Source organism: Pseudomonas sp. PDM22 (genome assembly GCF_014851965.1).
Classification (GTDB): domain Bacteria; phylum Pseudomonadota; class Gammaproteobacteria; order Pseudomonadales; family Pseudomonadaceae; genus Pseudomonas.
Genome location: NZ_JACVAR010000008.1, coordinates 29,974 through 51,432 on the forward strand (window position 1 = coordinate 29,974; position 21,459 = coordinate 51,432).

A 21,459-nucleotide genomic window follows, 5' to 3' on the forward strand; every position below is an offset into this window, starting at 1 on the left:
TTCAGCCGTGGGCCTGGGCGGTTGACTGCTCCCGGCCGACCCAGCGCTCGCGCAGTACGTCGTACACCCAGTTGAACACCAGCGCGTAGGGCAGGAAGAACAGCACCAGGCCGATGTCGAGGATGAACGCCTGCAGCAGGCTCACCGACAGCCACCAGGCAGCCAGGGGCACCAGCAGGATGATCAGGCCCAGTTCGAACAGCGAGGCATGCAGAATGCGCACCGACAGGGTACGGCTGAAGCCCATGCGGTTCTGCGCGCGGTCGAAGGCGGCGTTGAACAGCATGTTCCACACGGTGGCGATGGCCGAGAACATCAGGGTCATGGCGCCCATGTGGCCCAGCGGTTTGTCCATCAGCCAGGCCAGGGTCGGCGCGCAGATGACGACCGCCAGCAATTCGAAAAGGCCGGCGTGGAACATCCGCTCTTTCAGGGTTTTAGTGGGAGTCATGGGGTATCTCCAGGCATCAAGCTCTCAATTCACGAGAAGGCCGACTCCGTCGGTCCGGCGCCATTATCATCGGTCGACCGGCTGGATCTAAGTTGGATACCATCGGCTTAACCGATGGAAGAGGCTGCCACCATGCAATATTCCCCCGAATCCCTGCAGGCCTTCGCCGAGGCCGCCTGCCTGGGCTCGTTCAGCGCCGCCGCGCGCAAGCTGGGCAAGAGCCAGTCCACCGTCAGCGAGGCCATCGCCCGCCTGGAGATCGACCTCGGCCTGACCCTGTTCGACCGCAGCAGTCGCCAGCCGCAGCTGACCGAGGCCGGCCACGCGCTGCTCGGGCGGGTGGAGGAGGTGCTGATGGCCAACGACCGCCTCGGGCAGCTCGCCCATCAGCTCGTCGGAGGACTGGAGTCGCGGGTGACCCTGGCGATGTCGGACACCTACCAGTCGGCCGAATTCGAAGCCCGGCTGGGGGAGATCGATGCGCGTTATCCGGACCTGGAGTTCGAATGGCTGATCGCCGAGGACAGCGACGTGCTCGACCTGGTCGTCCAGGGCCGCGCCAGCCTTGGTTTGCTGGCGGCACAGAAGGATTACCCACCGGACGTCAGCTCGGCGACGCTGAGCGAACAGGCCGAGTTCGGCCTCTTCGTCAGCCGCGACCATCCGCTGGCCGGCCGCGCCCAGGTAGAGCGCGAGGACCTGCTGGCGTACCGGGCGCTGCGCCTGAACACCTACCTGGATGACGCCGCACCGATGCTCGGCGGCCGCTGCTGGAGCGCGCCAAACTACCTGCTGTTGCTGGACATGGCGGTATTGGGCTTTGGCTGGATCGAATTGCCCAGCTGGATGGTAGGACGCTTCGCCAGCGGGCGTATGAAGGAGTTGAAGGTCGCCGGCTGGCCGCGCCGGGTGGCGGTGGACGTGATCTGGTCGCGGCAGCGTCGGCTGGGCCCCGCCGCGAGTTGGCTGGCGGAGCGCCTGCTGGGGCGCTAGGCGCTCTGGATCACAGCTCTGCATCACAGATTGCGGACTAAATGTGTCGAAACCTTTGATGCTCCGTTCCGGACCAGTAGGATCGGAGTTTTCCGGAGAAGAGAGGGTCAGGATGCACGCCAAGCTGGAGAATTGTCTGAAGGCAGTCGATCAGGTACTGCTCGGCAAGGAAGTGCAAGTGAGGTTGGCACTGACCTGCCTGCTGGCCCGCGGTCACCTGCTCATCGAAGACCTGCCCGGCATGGGCAAGACCACCCTGAGCCATGCGCTGGCGCGGGTGCTGGGGCTGAGCTTCCAGCGCATCCAGTTCACCTCCGACCTGTTGCCCGGCGACGTGCTGGGCACCTCGGTGTTCGACAAGGACACCGGGCAGTTCGTCTTCCACGCCGGGCCGATCTTCTCCGAGCTGGTGCTGGCCGACGAGATCAACCGTGCCACGCCCAAGAGCCAGAGCGCGCTGCTCGAGGCCATGGAGGAGGGCCAGGTGACCATCGAGGGCGCGACCCGTCCGCTGCCCGAACCCTTCTTCGTCATCGCCACGCAGAACCCGGTGACCCAGGGCGGTACCTTCGCGCTGCCCGAGTCCCAGCTTGACCGTTTCCTCATGCGCCTGTCCCTGGGCTACCCCGGCCGCGCCGCCGAGAAGGCGCTGCTGCTGGGCGAGGCGCGCCGCGACCTGCTGCCGCGCCTGGAGCCGATGCTCGACCCACAGGAACTGCAGGCGCTGCAGGGTGAAGTGCTGGAGGTGCGTGCCAGCGATGCCCTGGTGGATTACGTGCTGCGCCTGGTGGAAGCCACGCGTACCCAGCCGGCCTTCGCCCTCGGCCTGTCGCCGCGCGGCAGCCTCGCGTTGCTGGCGGCCGCTCGTGCCTGGGCACTGCTGGCCGGGCGCGACTACGTGATTCCCGAGGATGTGCAGGCCGTGCTGCCTTCGGTGGCCGGGCACCGCCTGCGTGACCAGGCCGACCCGGCCGGCCATGGCGGCGGCGCGCTGGTGCAGTGGTTGCTGCGCGAAGTTCCGGCTCTCTGAGGGGCATGCCATGCTCGTCAGGGTCAGGCCGCTGTGGCAGAGCTGGATAGCCCGGCGCATACCGCCATCGCCATCGCTGCAGCTCAACCAGCGGCGTATCTTCATTATCCCGACCCGGCAGGGGATGGCGTTCGGCGTCGCGCTGCTGCTGATGCTGCTCACCGCCATCAACTACCAGAACAGCCTGGCCTACGGCCTGACCTTCCTGCTGCTGTCGCTGTTCATCGTCGCCATCCTGCACACCTATCGGAACCTGGGCGGCCTGCGCCTGACGGCGCTCGGCGCGCAGCCGGTATTCGTCGGCGAACAGGCAGCTTTTCGCGTGCGCCTGGAAGGCGAAGGGCGCGCCCGACAGGCCATCGGCCTGGGCTGGGAAACCGAGCGCATGCAGTTTGCCGATGTCACGGCAGAGCATGCCGAAGAAGTGCTGCTGACGACGACGGCGCAGCGACGCGGCTGGCTGCGCCCCGGTCGCCTGCGCGTGGAAAGCCGTTTCCCGCTGGGGCTGCTGGTGGCCTGGAGCTGGGTGGACCTGGACCAGTCGGTGCTGGTCTACCCGCATCCGCAGCCCGGCGACCTGCCGCTCGAAGGCGGGCCAGCAGAGAATGACGAAGAGGGTGTGCGTCCCAGCGGCCGCGGAGTCGACGATTACCAGGGGCTGCGGCCCTACCAGCCGGGCGACTCGCGCCGGCGTCTGCACTGGAAGGCCTATTCGCGCGGCCAGGGCCTGCTGGTGAAGGACTTCTCGGCGCTGGCGGGGCGCAACGTCTGGCTGGAGTTCAACAGCCTGGGCGGCGACACCGAGGGGCGCCTTTCACGCCTGTGTTTCTGGGTTCTGCAGCTGTCGCTGCGCCAGCAACCCTTCGGTCTGCGCTTGCCGGATGCGCAACTGGCGGTCGGCCTGGACGATACCCATCGCGATGCCTGCCTTCGCGCCCTGGCGCTGCACGGGACGAAGCGATGAGCAGCGCTGCCGCCGCTTCCACCCAACCGATTCCACGGGTCGCGCTCACCTGGCTGCTGGTAGCCCAGGCGGTGGTGATCATCCCGCACCTGGAGCACCTGCCACTGTGGATCGTCGCGCTTTGGCTGGGCTGTGCGGCCTGGCGCATCCAGGTGTTCCGCATGCGCACCAACTACCCCAGCGGCGTCGCCAAGCTGGCGCTGGTGGCGGCGGCCGGGGTAGGAGTGTGGTTCTCCCGTGGCTCGGTGATCGGGCTGGATGCTGGCGTGGTGCTGCTGATCGCCGCCTTCGTGGTCAAGCTGGTGGAGCTCAAGACCCGCCGCGACGCCTGGGTGCTGATCCTGCTGGGATTCTTCGCCGTGACCACCAGCTACCTGTTCCAGGACGACATCATCGCTGCCGCATTCAGCCTGCTGCCGGTGCTGGCCCTGTTGGCGGCGGCCATCGGCCTGCAGCAGAGCAGCTTCGCCGCGCGCCCGATGCCGACCCTGCGTCTGGCCGGCGGCCTGCTGTTGCAGGCGCTGCCGCTGATGCTGCTGATGTTCCTGCTGTTCCCGCGGATGGGGCCGCTGTGGTCGCTGCCGATGCCGGGCGACAAGGCCATGACCGGGCTGAGCGACAGCATGGCGCCAGGGGACATGGTCGAGTTGAGCCAGTCACCCGCGTTGGCTTTCCGGGTGAGTTTTGACGGTCAGCCGCCGCCGCGTTCGCAGCTGTACTGGCGGGCGCTGACCCTGGAGCGCTTCGACGGTGTGCGCTGGAGTACCGCGTTCCAGCGTGGCGATCGTCCGCCGCAATGGCAGCAGCGGGGCCAGCCGTTGCAGTACCAGGTGATCATGGAGCCCAACGGCCGGCCCTGGCTGTTCGGCCTCGACGTGGCGCAGACCAGCCTGGGCGATGCGCGAATGATGAGCGACTTCCACCTGGAACGACGCCTGCCGGTGCGCCAGGGGCTGATGTACCGTGCCACCTCCTGGCCGGACGCACAGTTGGAGCCGGATGACGCCGCCCGCGCGCAACGGATCAACCTTGCCTTGCCACAGGGCGGCAACCCACGGGCCCGCGCCTGGGCGCAGCAACTGCGCGAACGCTACCCGCAGCCGGCAGCGCTGGTGCAGGCGATGCTCCAGCATCTGCGCGAGCAGCCGTTCCGCTACACACTCCGGCCGCCGGATGCCGGCCCGGAACGCATCGACGGCTTTCTCTTCGACACCCGCGCCGGCTTCTGCGAGCACTACGCCGGCGCCATGACCTTCGTCCTGCGCGCTGCCGGTATTCCGGCTCGCGTGGTCACCGGCTACCAGGGCGGCGAGGCGAGTACCTCGGGCAACTACCTGGCGATCCGCCAGTTCGACGCCCATGCCTGGGTCGAGTACTGGCAGGCGGGGCGGGGCTGGACGCGGGTCGACCCGACGGGCGCCGTGGCGCCCGAACGCATCGAGCAGGGGCTGGAGGCGGCGCTGAGCCAGGAAGGCAGCTTCCTGGAGTCCGATCCGTTTTCGCCCCTGCGCTACCGCCATTTCGCGCTGCTCAACCAGCTGCGCATGGCGTGGGACGACGCCAACTACGGCTGGCAGCGCTGGGTGCTGGGCTATCAGGCCGAGCAGCAGGGCGACATGCTGAAAAACTGGTTCGGCGGGCTCGACCGGCAATGGGGCGGCGCCCTGCTGGTTGGCGGCGGCGCTCTGTTGCTGGGCTTGCTGGCACTGGTGTTGTTCAAGCCCTGGCGACGCAGCGCCGATGTCCAGTTGCGCAGCTTCCAGCGCTTCGAGCGGATGCTCGCGCCGCTGGGCGTACGCCGGGAGCCGGGGGAGGGCGGCAGGGACTTCTGCCGGCGTGCCATTAAAGTGTTGCCGGCCCATGCACAGGCGATCCGCAGCTACCTGGATGCCTTCGAAAAGCAGCGTTACGGCGGCGCGGCTGCGTCGCCAGCCGAGCTGCGCGGGCACCTGGCACGCCTGCGCCGCGAGCTGCCCTGGCGCCTGCGGCTATCGCGCGGAAAAGGAACGTGACATTGCGCCCCTTGTTGCTGCGTCGGCAGGGGCTAACCTGATATTTCATTCTCTGAGTGGAGCCTGCCGTGACCTCCTTCTGCGATTACCTGGTAAGCCATCTGATCGAGCAGGAGGTTGCGCTGTTCTCCGCGTCTTCCCGCCTGAAGGCCGCGTCCGACCCGGAAGCGCTGCATGACCTGCGCATCGCCGTGCGCCGGTTGCGCAGCCTGCTGCACCCGGTGCGCGGCATGCCCGGTATCGACGAACTGGAACAGGCGCTGGGCGACATGGGCCGGCTCAGCGGCCCGCTGCGCGACCTCGAAGTGCTGCTGCCGGTGCTGGAGGCCGAAGGCTACGAACGCGCCGCCGCGCTGCGCCGGCCGGCGTTGATCTCCGGCTACGCCACGCTGCTTGCCAGCCCGCAGTGGGAGCGCCTGATGATGCGCCTGGACGGCTGGCCGCAGCTGTGGCGCACGTCCGAGCGCCACGGCGTGCTCAAGGGCCTGCACCGCAAGGTGGAAAAGCGCCTGGCCCGGGAGTGGCAGAAGCTGCGCGACGCCCTGAAAGACCCGGCCCACGACCGTCATCGCCTGCGCCTGCTGATCAAGCGGGTGCGCTATTCGCTGGAGGCCTATCCCGAGGAGTCCGCCGTGCCGCAACGCCTGCTGGCGCCGTTGAAGGACGCGCAATCGGCCCTGGGCGACTGGCATGACTATGAACAGTGGCTGATCCGCAGCGAGCGCGAGCTGGACCTTATGCCGCTGCAACCGCACTGGAATGCCCGCCACGACCTCGCCGAGCGCCTCGCTGACGAGAGCCTGGAGGCCCTTGAGAAGGCCTTGCATAGAGGCCATTGATGACCGGGCATTTCCTGCAAGGGACAAGGCTTTGGATGGTTTGCCGGGGCTGCCGCTGGCCCTAAGATCGCAGCCAGTTGCCATTCTCCAGAAGCCTCAGGGAAGTCCGATCATGTCCTTCAGCGAAATGCTCCGGGCGGTGCGTACTGCGCCGTTGTCCATCGTCATTCCCGCCGCCTGGGCCCAGGGCCGCGCCAGTTTTGGCGGCCTGGTGGCGGCGCTGGCCTACGAGGCCATGGCGTCGGTGGCCGAGGCGGGGCGGCCGGTGCGCTCGCTGGCGATCACCTTCGTCGGCCCCATCGAGGTGGAAGTGCCGGTGAGTTTCGAGGCCGAAGTCCTGCGCGAGGGCAAGTCGGTCAGTCAGGTGTTCTGCCGCGCCGTGCAGAACGGCCAGGTGGTCCTGCTGGCCCAGGGCAGCTTCGGCGTGGCGCGCGAATCCAGCGTGCAGATGGAGGGCCTGCCGCCGCCGGCGTTCAAGGCTATCGAGGACTGCCAGGAGCTGCCCTACATCCGCAAGATCATGCCGGCCTTCACCCAGAATATCGCCATGCGCTGGGCCGTCGGACACATGCCGTTCTCGGCCAGTCGCGAGCGCGAGATGGGTGGCTGGATGCGTTTTCGTGGTGATGACGTGGGCGACGAACCGATGGAGATCAGCCACCTGCTGGCGCTGATCGATGCCTGGCCGCCGGCCAACCTGCCGCACCTGAAATCGCCGGCGCCCTCCAGTTCGCTGACCTGGACCGTGGAGTTCGTCCAGCCGCTGCCGTCGATGCCGGCCAATGGCTGGTGCCAGTACCTGGCAACCATCGAACATGCCCGCGATGGCTACGGCCACATCGCCGCGCAGACCTGGTCGGCGGACGGCCAGCTCCTGGCAATCGGCCGGCAGACGGTGACCATCTTCGGCTAGAAGCCTTCCAGCTAGAGACCGGGCGCGGTCTCCGTACGATTGCGCCCGCCGGCCTTGGCTCGGTACAGGGCGCGGTCGGCGCGGGCCAGCAGGTCTTCCAGGCGCAGTTCACCTTCGCGTCGCTCGGCCACGCCGATGCTCAGGGTCAGGCGCACGCGGTTGCCGTCCGCGCTGGTGAAGGACAGCGCCTGCACGCTGTTGCGTACCCGTTCGGCGACTTGCAGCGCCTGCTGCAGGTCGGTTTCCGGGAGGATCGCGGCGAACTCCTCGCCACCCAGGCGGCCGAGCAGGTCGACTTCGCGCAACCCTTGCGTCAGCTCCTTGGCTACGGCCTGCAGCACCGCATCACCGAAGGCGTGGCCGTGGCTGTCGTTGATCGGCTTGAAGAAGTCGATGTCCAGCATCAGCGCCGCGCACTGGCGGTCATAGCGCTGCGCGCTCTTGAGCAGGGCGACGCCGCGTTTGACGAAGGCGTGGCGGTTCTGCAGGCCGGTCAGCGGGTCGGTGGTGGCCAGCAGGCGCAGCTCCTGTTCCATGGCCTTGCGCTGGTTGATGTCGAAGCTCCACACCAGCGAGGCGGGGCGGCCCTCTACTTCCATCTTGCGCGCCCAGACGATCGCCCAGTAAGCGGGGTTGCCCGCCAGCCGGGTTTCCCAGCTGTCCAACTGGCCATTGTCGGCCAGCGACTGGCGGAAGCGCGCTTCCTCGTCCGGGTCATCGAACAGGCGGTGCAGGGTGAAGGGCTCGTGCGGGCGGATGCCGGTGCGCTGCAACAGGCGCGGGCTGACGTAATGGGCACGGGAGTCTTCGTCACTGAGCAGCGCCACGTCGCTGGGGCTGGTGTCGAGGATGTAGCGCAGCAGTGCCTTGCGTTCGCTCAGCTCCTGGGTGCGCTGTTCGACGCGTTGCTCGAGCGACTGGTTGAGGTCGTGCAGGCGCTGGGTGAGCTGCAGCTTGCGCCGCGAGTTGGCGATCACTCGCAGAGCCAGCAGCACGCTGCACAGGCCGAGGCCGAAGAGCACCCAGGCCAGCAGGTTGAAGGCGCGCTGCAGATCAAGGCGTTCGGCGTCCATGTAGTTGGTCAGGGCGATGTTGGTGACCACCACCAGTTCATGGGTGGGTTCGAGCAGCGGGGGCAGTTCGCGCAGCATCTCGCCGGCCAGCACCTTCGCCGCCGCCGGCTGGCCCCAGGGGGCACGCTGGAGCCAGGCGTCGCTCAGCTGCTGGATCGTCTCCAGCGTCGCCTGCACTTCCGGACGCGGCTCCACCAGGTAGCGGTAGACAGGCGTGGTGCGCAGGGGCGGCAGGAGGCTGGCGAGCACCTCGATGCGGGTTGCCAGGGCATCGCTGTCGCTCTTGCCAGCGAGCACCTGGCGGGCAGTGTTCAGCGAGCGTTCCAGCTCGGCGCGCAACTGGTAGGCCTGCCACAGCTCGCTGTGGGCGTCGGGATGGGCCAGCTGGCGGACGTGCTGGTGCACCATCAGCAGCGCCGCACCGGCGCCGGCGGTCAGCGCAGCGATCAGGCCGCTGAGGATGATGACGGTCAGGCGGCGATAGCGCCGCCTGGGAGGCTGCGGGGGCACGGCGATCACTCCAGGGTAATGCGGCTTACCTGCCAGACGGTGCGGTTGAAGTAGACCTGGGTCCGCAACTCCGGGTGATCGAGCATCGGGTAGATGACGAACAGCGGGCCGCGCTCGGCGATGCCGATGGCCTGGCCATCGCGGCGGTAGGCGAGGATGGGGTCGAAGGCGTCGAGGTCGCTTAGCGGAATCAGCGCGGAATAGTCGTTCAGCGCCTCGACCCGCAGGCGCTGGGAATCGGTACGGTCGAAACCGGCGAGCAGGGTGCTCAGGCGCACGCCCTGCCAGCCATAGACCTGGGATTCATCAGGGAGCATGGAGCGCCGCTCGGTCTGCGGCAGCGCTTCGAGGTCGCGCAGGCTGTAATGGCGCAGGAGCTGCGGCTGGTCCTTCACTGCGATGGTCAGCACGGTGCGCTCGGCCGCCGGATCCGGGGCTGAGTGCGCGGGCATGACAATAAACAGGCAGAGCAGAATGCCAATAAAATGACGAAAAGCCGACATCTCAACAGCTCGTGACGAAATCTCGACGATTATATCGGCGAACCTGCCAGGGACTTGAATGGCCGAAATGCCGCGCCCTGCCGTGATGGCCGGCTCAGCTGTTGCGATTTCGCCAGGCGCGCCACCATTTGCCGCTCAGGACGAAGCGCGGGAAGGTGACGAATTGCTCGACCAGCAGCCGACCGACGGCGTCCTTGCGGTCGCTGAAGGGCTCGGGCGCCTGCTCCTCGAGCTTGTGACCTCGGCCTTGGATGGCCAGGGAGGCGACCATGCCGATCACGCCCAGCAGGATCGCCGACAGGCTCAGGCTGAACAGCCCGCTGAGCAGCGTCAGGGCGCCGAGGATGAACAGCGGCACGGCGATGATGTGCAGCGCCAGATTGGTCGGGTTGCGGTGGTTGGCGGCGTAGCCCTGCCACTGCCAGGCGAGGAGGTTGGGGTGACGTTTGCCCATGGTGCTGCTCCCGAGACTGAAAAGCCCGCCTGAGTGCAGGTGGGCGGAATGTCAGCAGTCTAGGTGTTGCCCCGGAGCCCGCGCCAATGGGCGCAGGCTATGTGGGCGATAGGGATTACAGGCGCAGCTGGCGGATGGCACGGCTGAGCTCGCCGGCGAGGTCCGCCAGCTGGTGGCTGGTGCCGGCCGAATCGACGGTCTGCTGCACGGTGTGTTCGGTGACGTCGCGGATGCCCACGACCGAACGGGTCATTTCCTCGGCCACCTGGCTCTGTTGCTCGGCGGCCACGGCGATCTGCGTGTTGCTCTCGCGCATCAGCGCCACGGCCGAGGCGATGGCCGCCAGCGCTTCGCCGGCCTCACGGGCCTCCTCGACGCAGCCGTCGGCCTTGATCGAGCTTTCCTGCATGAACTCCACGGCGTCGCGGGTGCCGGACTGCAGCGCGTTGATCATCTGGGTGATCTCGTCGGTGGAGTCCTGTACGCGCTTGGCGAGGTTGCGCACCTCATCGGCGACCACGGCGAAGCCACGGCCCATCTCGCCGGCGCGGGCGGCCTCGATGGCGGCGTTGAGGGCGAGCAGGTTGGTCTGTTCGGCGATGCCGTGGATGACGCTGACCACGCTGCTGATCTTGTGGCTGTCCTGGGCCAGTTGCTGGATCATCTCGGCGGTCTGCTGCACGCCCTGGGACAAACCGGCAATGGACTGGCCGACCCGGCCGACAACCTGCTGGCCGTTGCCGGCGAGGCGGTCGGCTTCCTGCGACTGGTCGCGGGTGTCGGCGGCGTGCTGGGCGATATGGTGGACGGTGGTGGACATCTCGTTGATGGCGGTGGCGGCCTGGTCGGTCTCGCTCTGCTGGCCGAGCATGCCCTGGCGCACCTGGCCCATGCTGCTGGCGAGGCTGCGCGCGCCTTCGTCGAGGCGTCCGGCGGCCTGGGCGACGGTGCCGACCACGCGCTGGTAGCCGGCCTGCATGGCGTTGAAGGCGGTTGCCATCTGGCCGACTTCGTCGCGGCTTTCCAGCGGCACACGGGCGGCCAGGTCGCCGCTCTTCTCCACGTGGAGCATCACGTCGCGCAGGGTCAGCAGGTGGGTGAGGATGAAGCGGATCAGCAACTGCGAGGCGGCCAGCAGGGCCAGCATCAGCACCAGCACGGCGCCGGCGAAGGGCAGGGCGCGGTCCTCGAAGACGCTCCAGAAATCGGCGCCGGGGGCGAGTACGGCGACGCGCTGGCCGTTGCCGATGTCCTGCACGTAGGCGCCTGCCAGGGCGCCATTGCGGGTCTGTGCACCCTTCAGGTCAACCCAGCCGCTGGTGCGGGCGAGGGCGGAACCGTCGACACCGCTGATCTGCGGCGCGCTGCCGCTGGCAAAGGTGACGAGGTTCGGCGAGGTTGGCAGTGCCGAGCCTGCCGGCCAGTTCTTCAGTAACTGGGCCTGGGCTTCGGCACCCTGGCGTGCCTGCTGGTTGCGCCCGTCGAGTTCCTGGTGCATGGCGAACACGACCAGCAGCAAGGTGGTGACGAAGGCGACCGCGTTGACGGCCCAGAATTTGTACTTGAGGGAAATATCGCGGATCCAGGCGGCCATAAATCTCTTCTTGTCGGTCAAATAATGGCAAGGCGCCATTATTGTCGTGAAAAGGGGGAAGGTTGGCCATTGATACCGATCAAGCCACCTTCTGCCCCCGACTTATCGGCCGACGAGCCGCGATCTTGAGAGTTGGTTCAAATTTTCGGCAGGTTGAAAAACGCTCGCGCGCAGGCCGTGGTGTGGGCCGCGACTGCTTCGGTGCTTTCGCCGCGATGTTCGGCGACGCAAGCCAGAACTTCTGGCAGATAAGCTGGCTGGTTGCGGCCATTCCTGGGTTTCGGCCGCAAGGTTCGCGGCAATAGATAAGGTGCGTCGCTTTCCAGCATCAGCCGGCCCTCGGGAATTTCCCGCACCAGTTCCTGCAGGTGGGTGCCCCGGCGTTCGTCGCAGATCCAGCCGGTGATTCCGATGTGCAGGTCGAGGTCGAGGTACGAATAAAGCGTGCGGCGCTCGCCGGTGAAGCAATGCACCACGGCGGCCGGCAGCTTGTCGCGGAAGTCCTTGAGGATCGCCAGCAGGCGCTCGCCCGCATCGCGCTCGTGGATGAACACCGGCAACTGCAGTTCCACGGCGAGGCCCAGTTGTTCTTCGAAAGCCTTCTCCTGCTGCGGGCGCGGCGAAAAGTCGCGGTTGAAGTCCAGGCCGCATTCGCCGACCGCCTTCACCCGGTCCTCGGCCAGCAGGCCGCGAAGAACCTTGGCGCTGCCGCTGTCCCAGTGGCTGGCTTCGTGCGGATGGACGCCGGCAGTGCAGTAAAGACGCTGGTCTTCGTCCAGTTGCCGGCACAGCTGCAGGGCCTGTTCACTGTCGTCCAGGCTGGTCCCGGTCAGCACCATCTGCACGACGCCGGCCTCGATGGCGCGAGCGAGGACCGCTTCACGTTCCGGGACGAAGCTGGGGTGGGTGAGGTTGACGCCGATGTCGATCAGTTGCATTTTTGTTCCCTTTGTTCGGAAGCGGAGCATAGCAAAAGCCGCTTTTTTGACGAAAATTCTTCAAAAACAACAGGTTGAGGAATATTCCGAAGATCTATCGGAAGTTTCGGGTTGGTGTTTATCCCCTCCTGTGAGAGTCTTGCGCGCCCTTGGCGGCCGGGAACTACCGGTCGAAACCGCACTCTAATCGGCCCACCGCCGAGTGCGAGCCCCCGGAGAGCTGGATGACCCGACTGTTGCTGCTACTGCTGTGCCTCGTGGCCCTGACGCCACTGCCGGCGGCCGCGCGCCTGACGGCCCAGCCGGAAAACTGGGAGCAGGAAAGCAGCGACGCCCGCGACCTGGCCACCATTCGTTCCGGCGGCACCCTGCGGGTTCTGGTCAACCAGAGCCGCAACAGCTCCGGCGAAATCAAGGGCGAGCCGATTGGTATCGAGTACCGCCGCCTGCGTGCCTTCGAGCAGTACCTCAACGACAGCGCCCCGGGGCGCAAGCCGCTCACCATCAAGTTCATTCCCAAGGCCAAGGATCAATTGCTCGGCGCGCTGCAACGCGGCGAAGGCGATCTGGTTGCGCCCGGGGAGGTCCTGTTGGCCCGCGACGGCCAGAACGTCAGCCCCAGCCTGCCGTGGAAGGCCGACGTGCCGTTGGTGCTGGTGACCAAGCAGGGCAACCGCAAGTTCGTGCGCCTGGAGCAGCTCGCCGGCCGCACCATCACCCTGCCGGCCGGCAGCGCCGCTGGCGAGGCCGTGCGCAAGGTCAACGAGCGTCTGGCGCAGAAGCGCATGGCACCGCTGGTGCTGGAGTGGACCGATTCCTCCCTGGCCGTGGAAGATGTGCTGGAGATGGTCCAGGCCGGCATCTTCAACTACACCGTGGTCGAGCAACCCATCGCCGAGCGCTGGAGCAAGGTCTTCACCAAGCTGCGCGTGGACCGTCATCTGGTGCTGGACAACAGCGAGCCGATGGCCTGGTACGTGCGCCGCGACGCGCCGATGCTGCGTGCCAGCGTCAACCGCTTCCTCAAGGACTACCGCGCGCCGGCGGACCAGGACGTGGCCTTCCAGCGCCTTTATCGCCGCGCGTACCAGGTGCGCAATCCGCTGGTCGTGCCTGACCGCAAGCGCCTGGAAGCCGTGCGCCCGACCCTGCAACGCTACGCCGAGCAGAACAAGGTCGACTGGCTGGCGCTGGCCGCCGTGGCCTTCAAGGAATCCAATCTCAATGCCAGCGCGCGCGGCGCTGGCGGCGCTACCGGGCTGATGCAGATCACCCCGGCGGCGGCCCGCGCCGTGGGCGTGGATACCGTGCACCAGAAGGACAGCAATGTGCAGGCCGCCAGCCGTTACATGGCGATGCTGCGCAAGCGCTTCTTCTCCAGCCCGCGCATCAATGAACGTGACCGCATGGCCTTCGTTCTTGCTGCCTACAACGCCGGTCCCGAGCGGGTGCAAAGCCTGCGCGCGGAGGCCAAGCGCCAGGGCCTTAACCCCAACCAGTGGTTCTTCCAGGTCGAGCGCGTGGCGGCCGAGCAACTGGGCATGGGCGTGGTGAACTACGTCAGCAGCGTCAACAAGTACTATCTTGCATATCAGCGCGAACGTGATGGCCTCGAGCCACGTGAAAGCGTGGCGGCAATCAAGAAGTAATCGGTTTATTCGATAGTTATTAGCGCTATTTTGCGCTTTTGATATCGGAAAAACTGGATATAGTGATCGCCAAGCAACCACGGTTGTCACCCACTTCCTACGCAACCCTTCGCTCCCACTCGAGCTTCCATAAGGACGCACCATGAACTCGCTGATCAAATCCATCCTGACCACCAACGCCGGCGCCGGCATCGCTGTACTGCGTATCACCACCGGCCTGACCTTCATGGCACACGGCTCGCAGAAACTCTTCGGCGCCTTCGGTGGCCCGGGTCTGCAAGGCATGGCGGGCTGGCTGGAATCCCTCGGCGTGACCCCTGGCTACCTGATGGCCGCTCTGGCCGGCAGCGCCGAATTCTTCGGCGGCCTGGCCCTGGTCCTTGGCCTGCTGGTCCGCCTGGCGAGCATCCCGCTGATCGTCGCCATGCTGGTTGCCGTGTTCAGCGTGCACCTGGCCAACGGCTTCTTCATCACCGCCAACGGCTTCGAATACGCCTTCACCCTGATCATGATCAGCGTCGCGCTGCTGATCAGCGGCGCCGGCCCGTTCTCCCTGGACCGCAAGCTGTCCAGCTGATCGCCAAGGCAGTAGCAGAAAGCCGGTAACGAAAAAGGGCGGACACCCAAGGTGTCCGCCCTTTTTGTTTGTCTCTGAATCGGTGGAACGCGATTCAGTGGAAGAGATACTGCACGCCGCCATTGATCAGGCCGCCGCCCACCAGCAGGAAGACGAACAGTCCAGCACCCAGCAGCAGCGGCTTGGGGCCTTCCTTGCGCAGGTCGCCCAGGCGGGTGGCCAGGCCCAGGGCGGCCATCGCCATGCCGAGCATCACATCGTCCAACTGCTGCAGCGGCGCCAACCAGCTTTCCGGCACCCAGCCCAGCGAGCGCAGGCCGGTCACCAGCAGGAAGAACACGGCGAAGCCCGGAATGTGCAGCTTGCGGCGCGCACCCGGCTCGGCAGCTTCGGCGCAACCCACACGGCCGAGGATCAGCAGGGCCGGGGCCAGCAGCAGGACGCGCAGCATCTTGCTGATCAGCGCAGCGTCGGCAGCGGCGGGGTCCATGGCGCGGCCAGCGGCAACTACCTGGGCGACTTCGTGGATGGTCGAGCCGGTGAACACGCCGAAGGCCTGCTCACTGCCGAACAGGTTGGGCAGCGCAGCGTAGATCAATGGGTGCAGCAGCATTGCCAGGGTGCCGAACAGGACAACGGTAGCCACCGCGACGGCCGTGTGTTCGGCGCGCGCCTTGAGCACCGGGCTGCTCGCCATCACCGCTGCGGCGCCGCAGATGGCGCTGCCGGCGCCGATCAGCAGGGCGCTTTCACGCGGCAGCTTGAGCCAGCGCTCGCCGATCCACCAGGCGACGGTCAGGGTGCTGGCGACCATCAGCACGTCGATGATCAGCGCGGCTGGGCCTAGGGCAGCGATGTCCTGGAAGGTCAGGCGCAGGCCGTAGAGCACCACACCCAGGCGCAGCAGTTGCTGGCGCGACAGGTCGATGCCAGGGCGGATGCTGCCGAAGCGGGCGAGGCCGAGGTTGCCGGCCAGCAGGCCGATGAGGATCGCCAGGGTCAGGCTGCCGAGTCCCAGGTGCTGCAGCGCGGGGATTTCCATGAGCTGGCGGGAGCCGAAGGCGATGCCCAGGCAGAGCAGGGCGCCAGGGACGTAGTAGGGCAGGCGGCGAAGGGCGTTCATTACAGGCTCCTTGTGTAAGGTGAAGCCATGGTGCCGCTGCGTTGCTTAGTGTAAAAACGGATTGTTCTTATTAGGTTGACCGGTTTTATCGATATGGGCCCGCGCATTACTCTTCGCCAACTGGCGACCTTCACCGCCATCGCCGAGCTGGGCAACGTGACCCAGGCGGCAGCGCGCATTGCGCTGTCGCAGTCCGCCGCCAGCCAGGCGTTGCAGGAGCTCGAGCGCGCGCTCGGTACGCGCCTGTTCGACCGCAGCGGCAAGCGCCTGGCGCTGAACGACAACGGCCGCGCCTTTTACCCCAAGGCCAGTGCTTTGCTGGCGCAGAGCGCGGAGCTGGAGAGCCTGTTCGAATCGGCTCCGGTACAGCTGAGCCTCGGTGCCAGCCGCAGCATTGGCGGCTACCTGCTGCCGCAGGTAATGGCCGGTTTTCTCGGCGAGCTGCCCGCAAGCCGTCTGGAGTTGCAGGTCGCCAACAGCGGCGGGGTGATCGAGGCGCTGGCCGAGTTCAGGTTGGACGTGGCCTTCATCGAGGCGCCGATCCAGCATCCGCAGATCCAGCTCACGCCCTGGATGGCCGATGAACTCTTGCTGGTAGTGGCGCCGGAACATCCCCTGGCGCTGGCCGAGCGCATCAGCCTGAAGGATCTGGCGGCGGCGCGCTGGGTGCTGCGCGAAGCCGGTTCCGGTACCCGCGTGACATTCGAGCAGCAGGTATTGCCACGCCTGGGCAGCGTCAACGCGCCTCTGGAGGTGAGTAACGCCGAGGCGATCAAGCATCTGGTGGGCAGCGGTTTCGGCATCGGCTGTCTGTCGCAACGCGTCGTGCAGGCGGAGCTTGCGCGCGGCGAACTGGTGCGTCTGGATAACCCGCTGGGGCCGCTGCGGCGGACCTTCTTCCGTGCGCTGCATATCGACAAGTACCCCACGGCGGGCCTGCGTCGTTTCCTCGATTACGCCCAGGACTGGGCGGCGCGCTCAGACGCTGTCTAGCGGCCACTCGCCGATGGCGCGGTAGCGCACCCCGGTGGGGCTGTTCTCCGAGCTGAACAGCGTCACCGCCTGGGCTGGCAGCAGGAAGGCGGCTTGGGCCGTCGGCGTATGGTGGGCATGGCGAGCGAGCGTGATATGCGGATGGAACGGGCGATGCTCGACTTCGAATCCACCGGCATGCAGCTCTTCGCGCAGGGCGTGCACCAGTTCGTGCAGGGCGGCCGGCGCGTTGCTGGGCGCCAGGTGCAGGATGCCGTTGTTCCAGCGCGCAATGTGGTCCAGTTCAAGGTTGAAGCCCTGGCGTGGCAGGCGTTCGCCGATGGCGCGCAATTCGGCCTTGCGCCCGCGCGGCACGGAGCCGAGAAAGGCCAGGGTCAGGTGCAGGTTGGCCTGGGATACGGGCTGGCCGTCGTGGTGCAGGCTGTCGCGCCAGGTGCAGATGCGCGCCGCCAGTTCAGCCGGGCAGGGCAGGGCGAAGAACAGCCGCATGGGGGGTGTGGTCATCGACTGAAGTCTCCTTGACAGCTTTGCCGGGGCTTCTCTAGGATGCCGCACAGCGCCGATTTAAGTAGCAACTTGCGGGGCGCGGATGCAAGCGACAGCTGACATCGAAATACCGCTAAAGCGCTGGTTCGGTGTGCCTCTCGCCGCGTCCAGCAGGACCCCTGAGGCGGAGACGTGACACCATGACCTGTCCCAACCCGCATGTGCGCCTGGCCCCGATCACCACTGGCCTGGTGCGCCGCAATCCGAAGATTCTCCTGGGCGGCAATCACCAGCCCACCCTTGTCCGTTACCTCGATGGCTGGCCCAAGCGCTGGAACGGCTCGCGCACCTTCCTGATCCAGTTCGCCGAAACCTTTGCCGATCTCGCGCGCTTTCCGTCCGACAGTTTCGACTTCGCCGTCGTCCAGTCGCCGGTGGCCGAGCAGTTGGAGTCAGCCGTTCACGAACTCACCCGTGTCGCCCGGCAAGGGCTGATTACCCGGCGTCCGCCGTCGTTCTGAACGCCTGAGCCCCCTGCAGGAGCGCCCCTGCATTTCTAGTAAGCGGCCCGCTCCTGCAGGGAGTTTGATCCGCGATCCTTGGCGCGGCCTCAGGGATAGTCGATTTCCACCACGAACCACATCTTCTCGCCGGACGGGCTGCGCACCATCACCTCGGCGTCCAGCTCCTTGCCCACCAGGGCGCGGGCCAGTGGCGAGTCGATGCTGATGTGGTTGTTGCGCAGGTCCAGCTCATCCGGGCCGACGATACGGTAGCGGGCCTGTTCGCCGTCCTCGTCTTCCAGGGTGACCCAGGCGCCGAAGTAGACCTTGTTCGGATCCGCCGGGCGCTCGCTGACCACCTTGCAGTTCTCCAGGCGCTTGCGCAGGAAGCGCACGCGGCTGTCGATCTCGCGCAGCATCTTCTTGCCGTAGGTGTACTCGGCGTTCTCCGAGCGGTCGCCTTGCGCGGCGGCCTCGCTGACCGACTGGGTCACCTGTGGCCGACGCACGTTCCACAGTTCATGCAGTTCTGCGCGCAGGCGCGCTTCGCCTTCGGGAGTGATCAGCGGGGTACCGGCAGGGCGGGGCGGACGATAGCGGCTCATGGCATCCAGTGCGGCGAGAGTGATCGGGGCAGTCTACCCGATCAGCTCTCGCGCAGCAGGCGCAATGGGCTCACGTTGAGCGCGCGTCGAGTGCCGAGCAGGCCGGCGCCGCCCACCAGCAGCGCACCCAGCACCGGCAGCCCCAGCAGCCAGGGATGCGGGCTCCACGGCAGGTCGAACACCAGCCGGTAGAGCAGGTAGCTGATCAGCTCGCAGCCCAGCGCCGCCAGCAGGCCGCTGACCGCGCCGAGCAGGGCGAACTCGCTGCGCCGCGTGCGCATCAGCAGGCCGCGCTCGGCGCCCAGCGCGCGCAGCAGTGCGCCCTGGCGCAGGCGCTCGTCGAGGGTCGCCTGCAGGCCGGCGAACAACACCACGAAGCCGGCGGCGAGGACGAACACCAGCACGTACTCCACCGCCAGCGTCACCTGGTCGAGGATGCTGCGCAGCTGCGCCAGCAGCGCGTCCACTGGCAGCAGGGTGACGGTGGGGTAGGCGCGGGCGAGTTCGATCAGTTGGCGCTCCTGGCTCACCGGCAGGTAGAAGCTGGTCAGGTAGGTCACCGGCAGGTCGGTCAGGGTGCCGGGCTCGAAGACCATGAAGAAATTGGGCTGGAAGTTGTCCCATTTCACCGAGCGCAGGCTGCGGATCTGCGCTTCGCGAGTCTGCCCGGCGACGGTGAAGCTCAGGTGATCGCCGACTTTCAGGCCGAGGTTGCCGGCGAGCTTCTCTTCCACCGAGACGCCCGGCAGTTCGCTGTTCTTGCCGGCCTGCCACCAATCACCGGCGACTATCTGATTGCCCGCAGGCAGGCGTTCCGACCAGGTCAGGCCGAGGTCCCGGTGCAGGGCGCGCTCGCTGCGCACGTCTTCCTTCAATGTCTGGACGGGCTTGCCGTTCACCGCCACCAGCCGGCCAGGCACCATCGGATAGAGGTCTTCGGCGTTGGGCGACAGTGCCTTCACCCGTTGCTCGAAACCGTCTTTCTCGGCCGGCAGGATGTTCAGCGCGAAGTGGTTCGGCGCATTGGGCGGCAACTGGGAATGCCAGGTGTCCAGCAATTCACCGCGCAGCAGGGCGATCAGCGCCATGGCCAGCAGGATCAGGCCGAAGGCGAGGCTCTGTCCGGCGGCGGCCAGCGGGTAACGCAGCAGTTGGCCCAGGCCCAGGCGCCACGGCAGGCTGGCACCCTGGAGGGCGCGGCGCAGGCCACGCAGGGCCAGCAGCAGGATGAAACCGAGGATCACCGCGGCGATGGCGCCGCCGCCGAGGAGAGCGAGGGTGAGTTTCAGGTCCAGGCTCAGGCGCCACATGATCAGGCCGAGGGCGAGCAGCGCACAGCCATAGGCGGCCCAGGTGCGCATCGGCACCGGCAGCAGGTCGCTGCGCAGCACGCGCAGCGGCGGTACGCGGCCCAGCGCGGCGAGCGGTGGCAAGGCAAAGCCGGCCAGCGCGACCAGCCCGGTCGCCATGCCGGCGAGCGCGGGGACTATGCCGGCTTCGGGAATTTCCGGCGGCAGCAGGTTGCCCAGCAGGTGCATCAGGCCCAGCTGCGCGAGCCAGCCGAGGAAGGCGCCGCAGACGCTGGCAACCAGTCCCAGCGCGAACAGTTGGCTGCCATACAGCAGAAGGGCTTCGCGGCGCGACAGACCCAGGCAGCGCAGCAGTGCGCTGGCGTCGAAGCGGCGGGTGGCGAAGCGGTTGGCCGACAGCGCCACGGCCACGCCAGCGAGCAGCACAGCGGCAAGGCTTGCGAGGTTCAGGTAGCGTTCGGCGCGGCCCAGGGCGTCGCCGATCTGACGGTTGCCGTGGTGCGCGTCCTGCAGTTCCTGGTTGGCGGCCAGGTTGCCTTGGGTAGCTTGCCGGTAAGTTTGCAGCGCATCGTGCGCGCCGCCCCAGAGGTCGCGATAGCGCACCCGGCTGCCGGGCTGCACCACGCCGGTGGCGTCCAGGTCGTGCAGGCTCATCATTACGCGCGGGGTGAGGCTGTAGAAGTCGCCAGCGCGATCCGGTTCGTAGGTCAGCACACGAGCGATGCGCAGGGACTTGCGGCCGATGTCGACGCTGTCGCCGATCTTCAGATCGAGGCTGGCGAGCAGGCGCGATTCGACCCAGATGTCGCCCGGCGCCGGGCGGCCGCCTTCGACTTCCGGCTGCAAGGGGGCTGGCGCGCTCTTCAGTTCGCCACGCAGGGGATAACTGTCGCCGACGGCCTTCACGCTGCTCAGTTGAATGCCGTTGTCGGTGGCCACCACGCTGGAAAACTCCACGCTCTGCGCGTGCTGCAGGCCGAGCTTGAGGCCGCGGTCGATCTGTTCCGGCTGCGCCGGCTGGGTGCCGGTGAGTACCAGGTCCGCGCCGAGGAATTCGGCGGCGCGCACCAGCATGGCGCCGTTCAGACGCGCGCTGAAATAACCGATGGCGGAGCTCGCCGCCACCGCCACCAGCAGGGCGAAGAACAGCACGCGCAGTTCGCCGCTGCGCCCCTCGCGCCACAGCTGGCGGAGGGACAGGCGGAACAGGTTGGGCAGCGACAGTGGCTTCATCGGCTCTCGTCCGTCAGGGTTCGACGTGGTCGATCAGGTGGCCGCTTTCCAGGCGGATATGGCGCTGGCAGCGGTGGGCGAGGCGTTCGTCGTGGGTCACCAGGACAAGGGTGGTGCCGCGCTCGCGGTTCAGTTCGAAGAGCAGGTCGCTGATGCGCTCGCCGGTGTGGCTGTCGAGGTTGCCGGTCGGTTCGTCGGCGAACAGCACGTCCGGTTCGGCGGCGAAGGCGCGGGCGATGGCGACCCGCTGTTGTTCGCCACCGGAGAGCTGGCGCGGGTAGTGGGTCAGGCGCTGGCCGAGGCCGACGCGTTCCAGCAATTCGCGGGCGCGCTGCTCGGCGTCCTTCCGGCCGTCCAGTTCCAGCGGCAGCATGACGTTCTCCAGCGCATTGAGGCTGTCGAGCAACTGGAAGGACTGGAAGACGAAGCCGACGTGGGCGGCGCGTACTCGCGCGCGCTGGTCTTCATCGAGGCTGCCCAGGGTGTGGCCGAGCAGGACGATCTCGCCGCCGCTGGGCAGGTCCAGGCCGGCGAGCAGGCCGAGGAGGGTGGATTTGCCCGAGCCGGAGCTGCCGACGATGGCGAGGCTGTCACCGCGGGCGAGGTCGAGGGAGAGGTCGTGGAGGATGGTCAGCTTGCCTTCCGCGCTGGAAACAACCTTGCTAAGGTTCCGCGCAGTGAGAATGCTTTCGCTCATGGAGAATCC

The 21,459-nt window shown here is 67.1% G+C and carries 21 protein-coding genes; 10 read left to right on the forward strand and 11 right to left on the reverse strand.

The features are described from left to right. Position 1: 1 nt before the first annotated feature. A complete protein-coding gene (locus tag IB255_RS25035) occupies positions 2-451 on the reverse strand; it encodes a multidrug/biocide efflux PACE transporter (RefSeq protein ID WP_192211011.1) in 450 nt (149 codons plus the stop codon). 132 nt (positions 452-583) lie between these two features. Here IB255_RS25035 and IB255_RS25040 point away from each other — a divergent pair, with 132 nt between their 5' ends. The 6 genes from IB255_RS25040 (at position 584) to IB255_RS25065 (ending at position 7,202) form a co-directional block, all read left to right on the forward strand. Further along, positions 584-1,444, forward strand: a complete 861-nt coding sequence (locus tag IB255_RS25040) for a LysR family transcriptional regulator (protein ID WP_192211012.1) — start codon at positions 584-586, stop codon at positions 1,442-1,444. A 112-nt stretch (positions 1,445-1,556) separates the two neighbouring features. Beyond that, positions 1,557-2,474, forward strand: coding sequence for an AAA family ATPase (locus IB255_RS25045; RefSeq protein WP_081518664.1), 918 nt, complete (start codon positions 1,557-1,559; stop codon positions 2,472-2,474). 10 nt (positions 2,475-2,484) lie between these two features. Then, the gene (locus tag IB255_RS25050) at positions 2,485-3,438 is read left to right on the forward strand and encodes a DUF58 domain-containing protein (protein WP_192211013.1); all 954 of its coding nucleotides are present in this window, start codon (positions 2,485-2,487) and stop codon (positions 3,436-3,438) included. Continuing rightward, the gene (locus tag IB255_RS25055; protein ID WP_192211014.1) at positions 3,435-5,450 is read left to right on the forward strand and encodes a DUF3488 and DUF4129 domain-containing transglutaminase family protein; all 2,016 of its coding nucleotides are present in this window, start codon (positions 3,435-3,437) and stop codon (positions 5,448-5,450) included. Before IB255_RS25050 ends, IB255_RS25055 begins: the two co-directional genes overlap by 4 nt. Before the next feature lie 68 nt (positions 5,451-5,518). Further along, entirely contained in the window at positions 5,519-6,289 is a 771-nt protein-coding gene (locus tag IB255_RS25060; RefSeq protein ID WP_081518661.1) for a CHAD domain-containing protein, read from the forward strand. A gap of 112 nt (positions 6,290-6,401) precedes the next feature. After that, positions 6,402-7,202: an acyl-CoA thioesterase gene (locus IB255_RS25065; protein WP_081518660.1), complete on the forward strand. Its 801-nt coding sequence runs from the start codon at positions 6,402-6,404 to the stop codon at positions 7,200-7,202. 11 nt (positions 7,203-7,213) lie between these two features. Here the strand turns inward: IB255_RS25065 and IB255_RS25070 are convergent, their stop codons facing one another. From IB255_RS25070 to IB255_RS25090, 5 genes are all read right to left on the reverse strand, one after another. Further along, the gene (locus IB255_RS25070) at positions 7,214-8,791 is read right to left on the reverse strand and encodes a diguanylate cyclase (protein ID WP_412548136.1); all 1,578 of its coding nucleotides are present in this window, start codon (positions 8,789-8,791) and stop codon (positions 7,214-7,216) included. Then, complete coding sequence (locus IB255_RS25075; RefSeq protein ID WP_225595016.1) at positions 8,791-9,237, reverse strand: oxidoreductase; 447 nt, start codon at positions 9,235-9,237, stop codon at positions 8,791-8,793. The genes IB255_RS25070 and IB255_RS25075 overlap by 1 nt, the downstream gene beginning before the upstream one ends. Positions 9,238-9,382: 145 nt before the next feature. Continuing rightward, on the reverse strand, positions 9,383-9,742 hold the full coding sequence (locus IB255_RS25080) for an Mpo1-like protein (protein WP_138214842.1): 360 nt from the start codon (positions 9,740-9,742) through the stop codon (positions 9,383-9,385). Between the two features lie 115 nt (positions 9,743-9,857). Beyond that, on the reverse strand, positions 9,858-11,336 hold the full coding sequence (locus IB255_RS25085) for a methyl-accepting chemotaxis protein (RefSeq protein WP_081518657.1): 1,479 nt from the start codon (positions 11,334-11,336) through the stop codon (positions 9,858-9,860). 137 nt (positions 11,337-11,473) lie between these two features. Continuing rightward, positions 11,474-12,274 (reverse strand): TatD family hydrolase, encoded by an 801-nt coding sequence (locus IB255_RS25090; protein ID WP_192211016.1) that lies wholly within the window; start codon positions 12,272-12,274, stop codon positions 11,474-11,476. Positions 12,275-12,498: 224 nt separating this feature from the next. On the opposite strand from IB255_RS25090, the gene IB255_RS25095 reads away from it, so the two are divergent. Together IB255_RS25095 and IB255_RS25100 are read left to right on the forward strand one after the other, a co-directional pair. Continuing rightward, a complete protein-coding gene (locus IB255_RS25095) occupies positions 12,499-13,923 on the forward strand; it encodes a transglycosylase SLT domain-containing protein (RefSeq protein ID WP_192211017.1) in 1,425 nt (474 codons plus the stop codon). A gap of 142 nt (positions 13,924-14,065) precedes the next feature. Continuing rightward, positions 14,066-14,500, forward strand: coding sequence for a DoxX family protein (locus IB255_RS25100; protein WP_017517576.1), 435 nt, complete (start codon positions 14,066-14,068; stop codon positions 14,498-14,500). Positions 14,501-14,594: 94 nt separating this feature from the next. Here the strand turns inward: IB255_RS25100 and IB255_RS25105 are convergent, their stop codons facing one another. Beyond that, positions 14,595-15,623 carry a YeiH family protein gene (locus tag IB255_RS25105; protein ID WP_081518654.1) on the reverse strand — a complete coding sequence of 343 codons (1,029 nt, stop codon included), beginning with the start codon at positions 15,621-15,623 and terminating at the stop codon, positions 14,595-14,597. 93 nt (positions 15,624-15,716) lie between these two features. On the opposite strand from IB255_RS25105, the gene IB255_RS25110 reads away from it, so the two are divergent. Then, positions 15,717-16,616 carry a LysR family transcriptional regulator gene (locus IB255_RS25110; RefSeq protein ID WP_081518653.1) on the forward strand — a complete coding sequence of 300 codons (900 nt, stop codon included), beginning with the start codon at positions 15,717-15,719 and terminating at the stop codon, positions 16,614-16,616. Here the strand turns inward: IB255_RS25110 and thpR are convergent. Beyond that, positions 16,602-17,120, reverse strand: coding sequence for an RNA 2',3'-cyclic phosphodiesterase (gene thpR / locus IB255_RS25115; RefSeq protein WP_168190517.1), 519 nt, complete (start codon positions 17,118-17,120; stop codon positions 16,602-16,604). The genes IB255_RS25110 and thpR overlap by 15 nt on opposite strands. A 182-nt stretch (positions 17,121-17,302) precedes the next feature. On the opposite strand from thpR, the gene IB255_RS25120 reads away from it, so the two are divergent. Further along, positions 17,303-17,623, forward strand: a complete 321-nt coding sequence (locus IB255_RS25120) for a hypothetical protein (RefSeq protein WP_081518651.1) — start codon at positions 17,303-17,305, stop codon at positions 17,621-17,623. A gap of 89 nt (positions 17,624-17,712) precedes the next feature. On the opposite strand, the gene greB is transcribed toward IB255_RS25120, so the two are convergent. From greB to IB255_RS25135, 3 genes are read right to left on the reverse strand one after another with little or no spacing between them, the layout of a single operon-like run. After that, positions 17,713-18,210 carry a transcription elongation factor GreB gene (gene greB, locus IB255_RS25125; RefSeq protein WP_081518650.1) on the reverse strand — a complete coding sequence of 166 codons (498 nt, stop codon included), beginning with the start codon at positions 18,208-18,210 and terminating at the stop codon, positions 17,713-17,715. Positions 18,211-18,251: 41 nt separating this feature from the next. After that, on the reverse strand, positions 18,252-20,753 hold the full coding sequence (locus tag IB255_RS25130) for an ABC transporter permease (protein ID WP_192211018.1): 2,502 nt from the start codon (positions 20,751-20,753) through the stop codon (positions 18,252-18,254). 13 nt (positions 20,754-20,766) lie between these two features. Next, positions 20,767-21,450 (reverse strand): ABC transporter ATP-binding protein, encoded by a 684-nt coding sequence (locus tag IB255_RS25135; RefSeq protein WP_081518648.1) that lies wholly within the window; start codon positions 21,448-21,450, stop codon positions 20,767-20,769. Between the last annotated feature and the right edge of the window lie 9 nt (positions 21,451-21,459).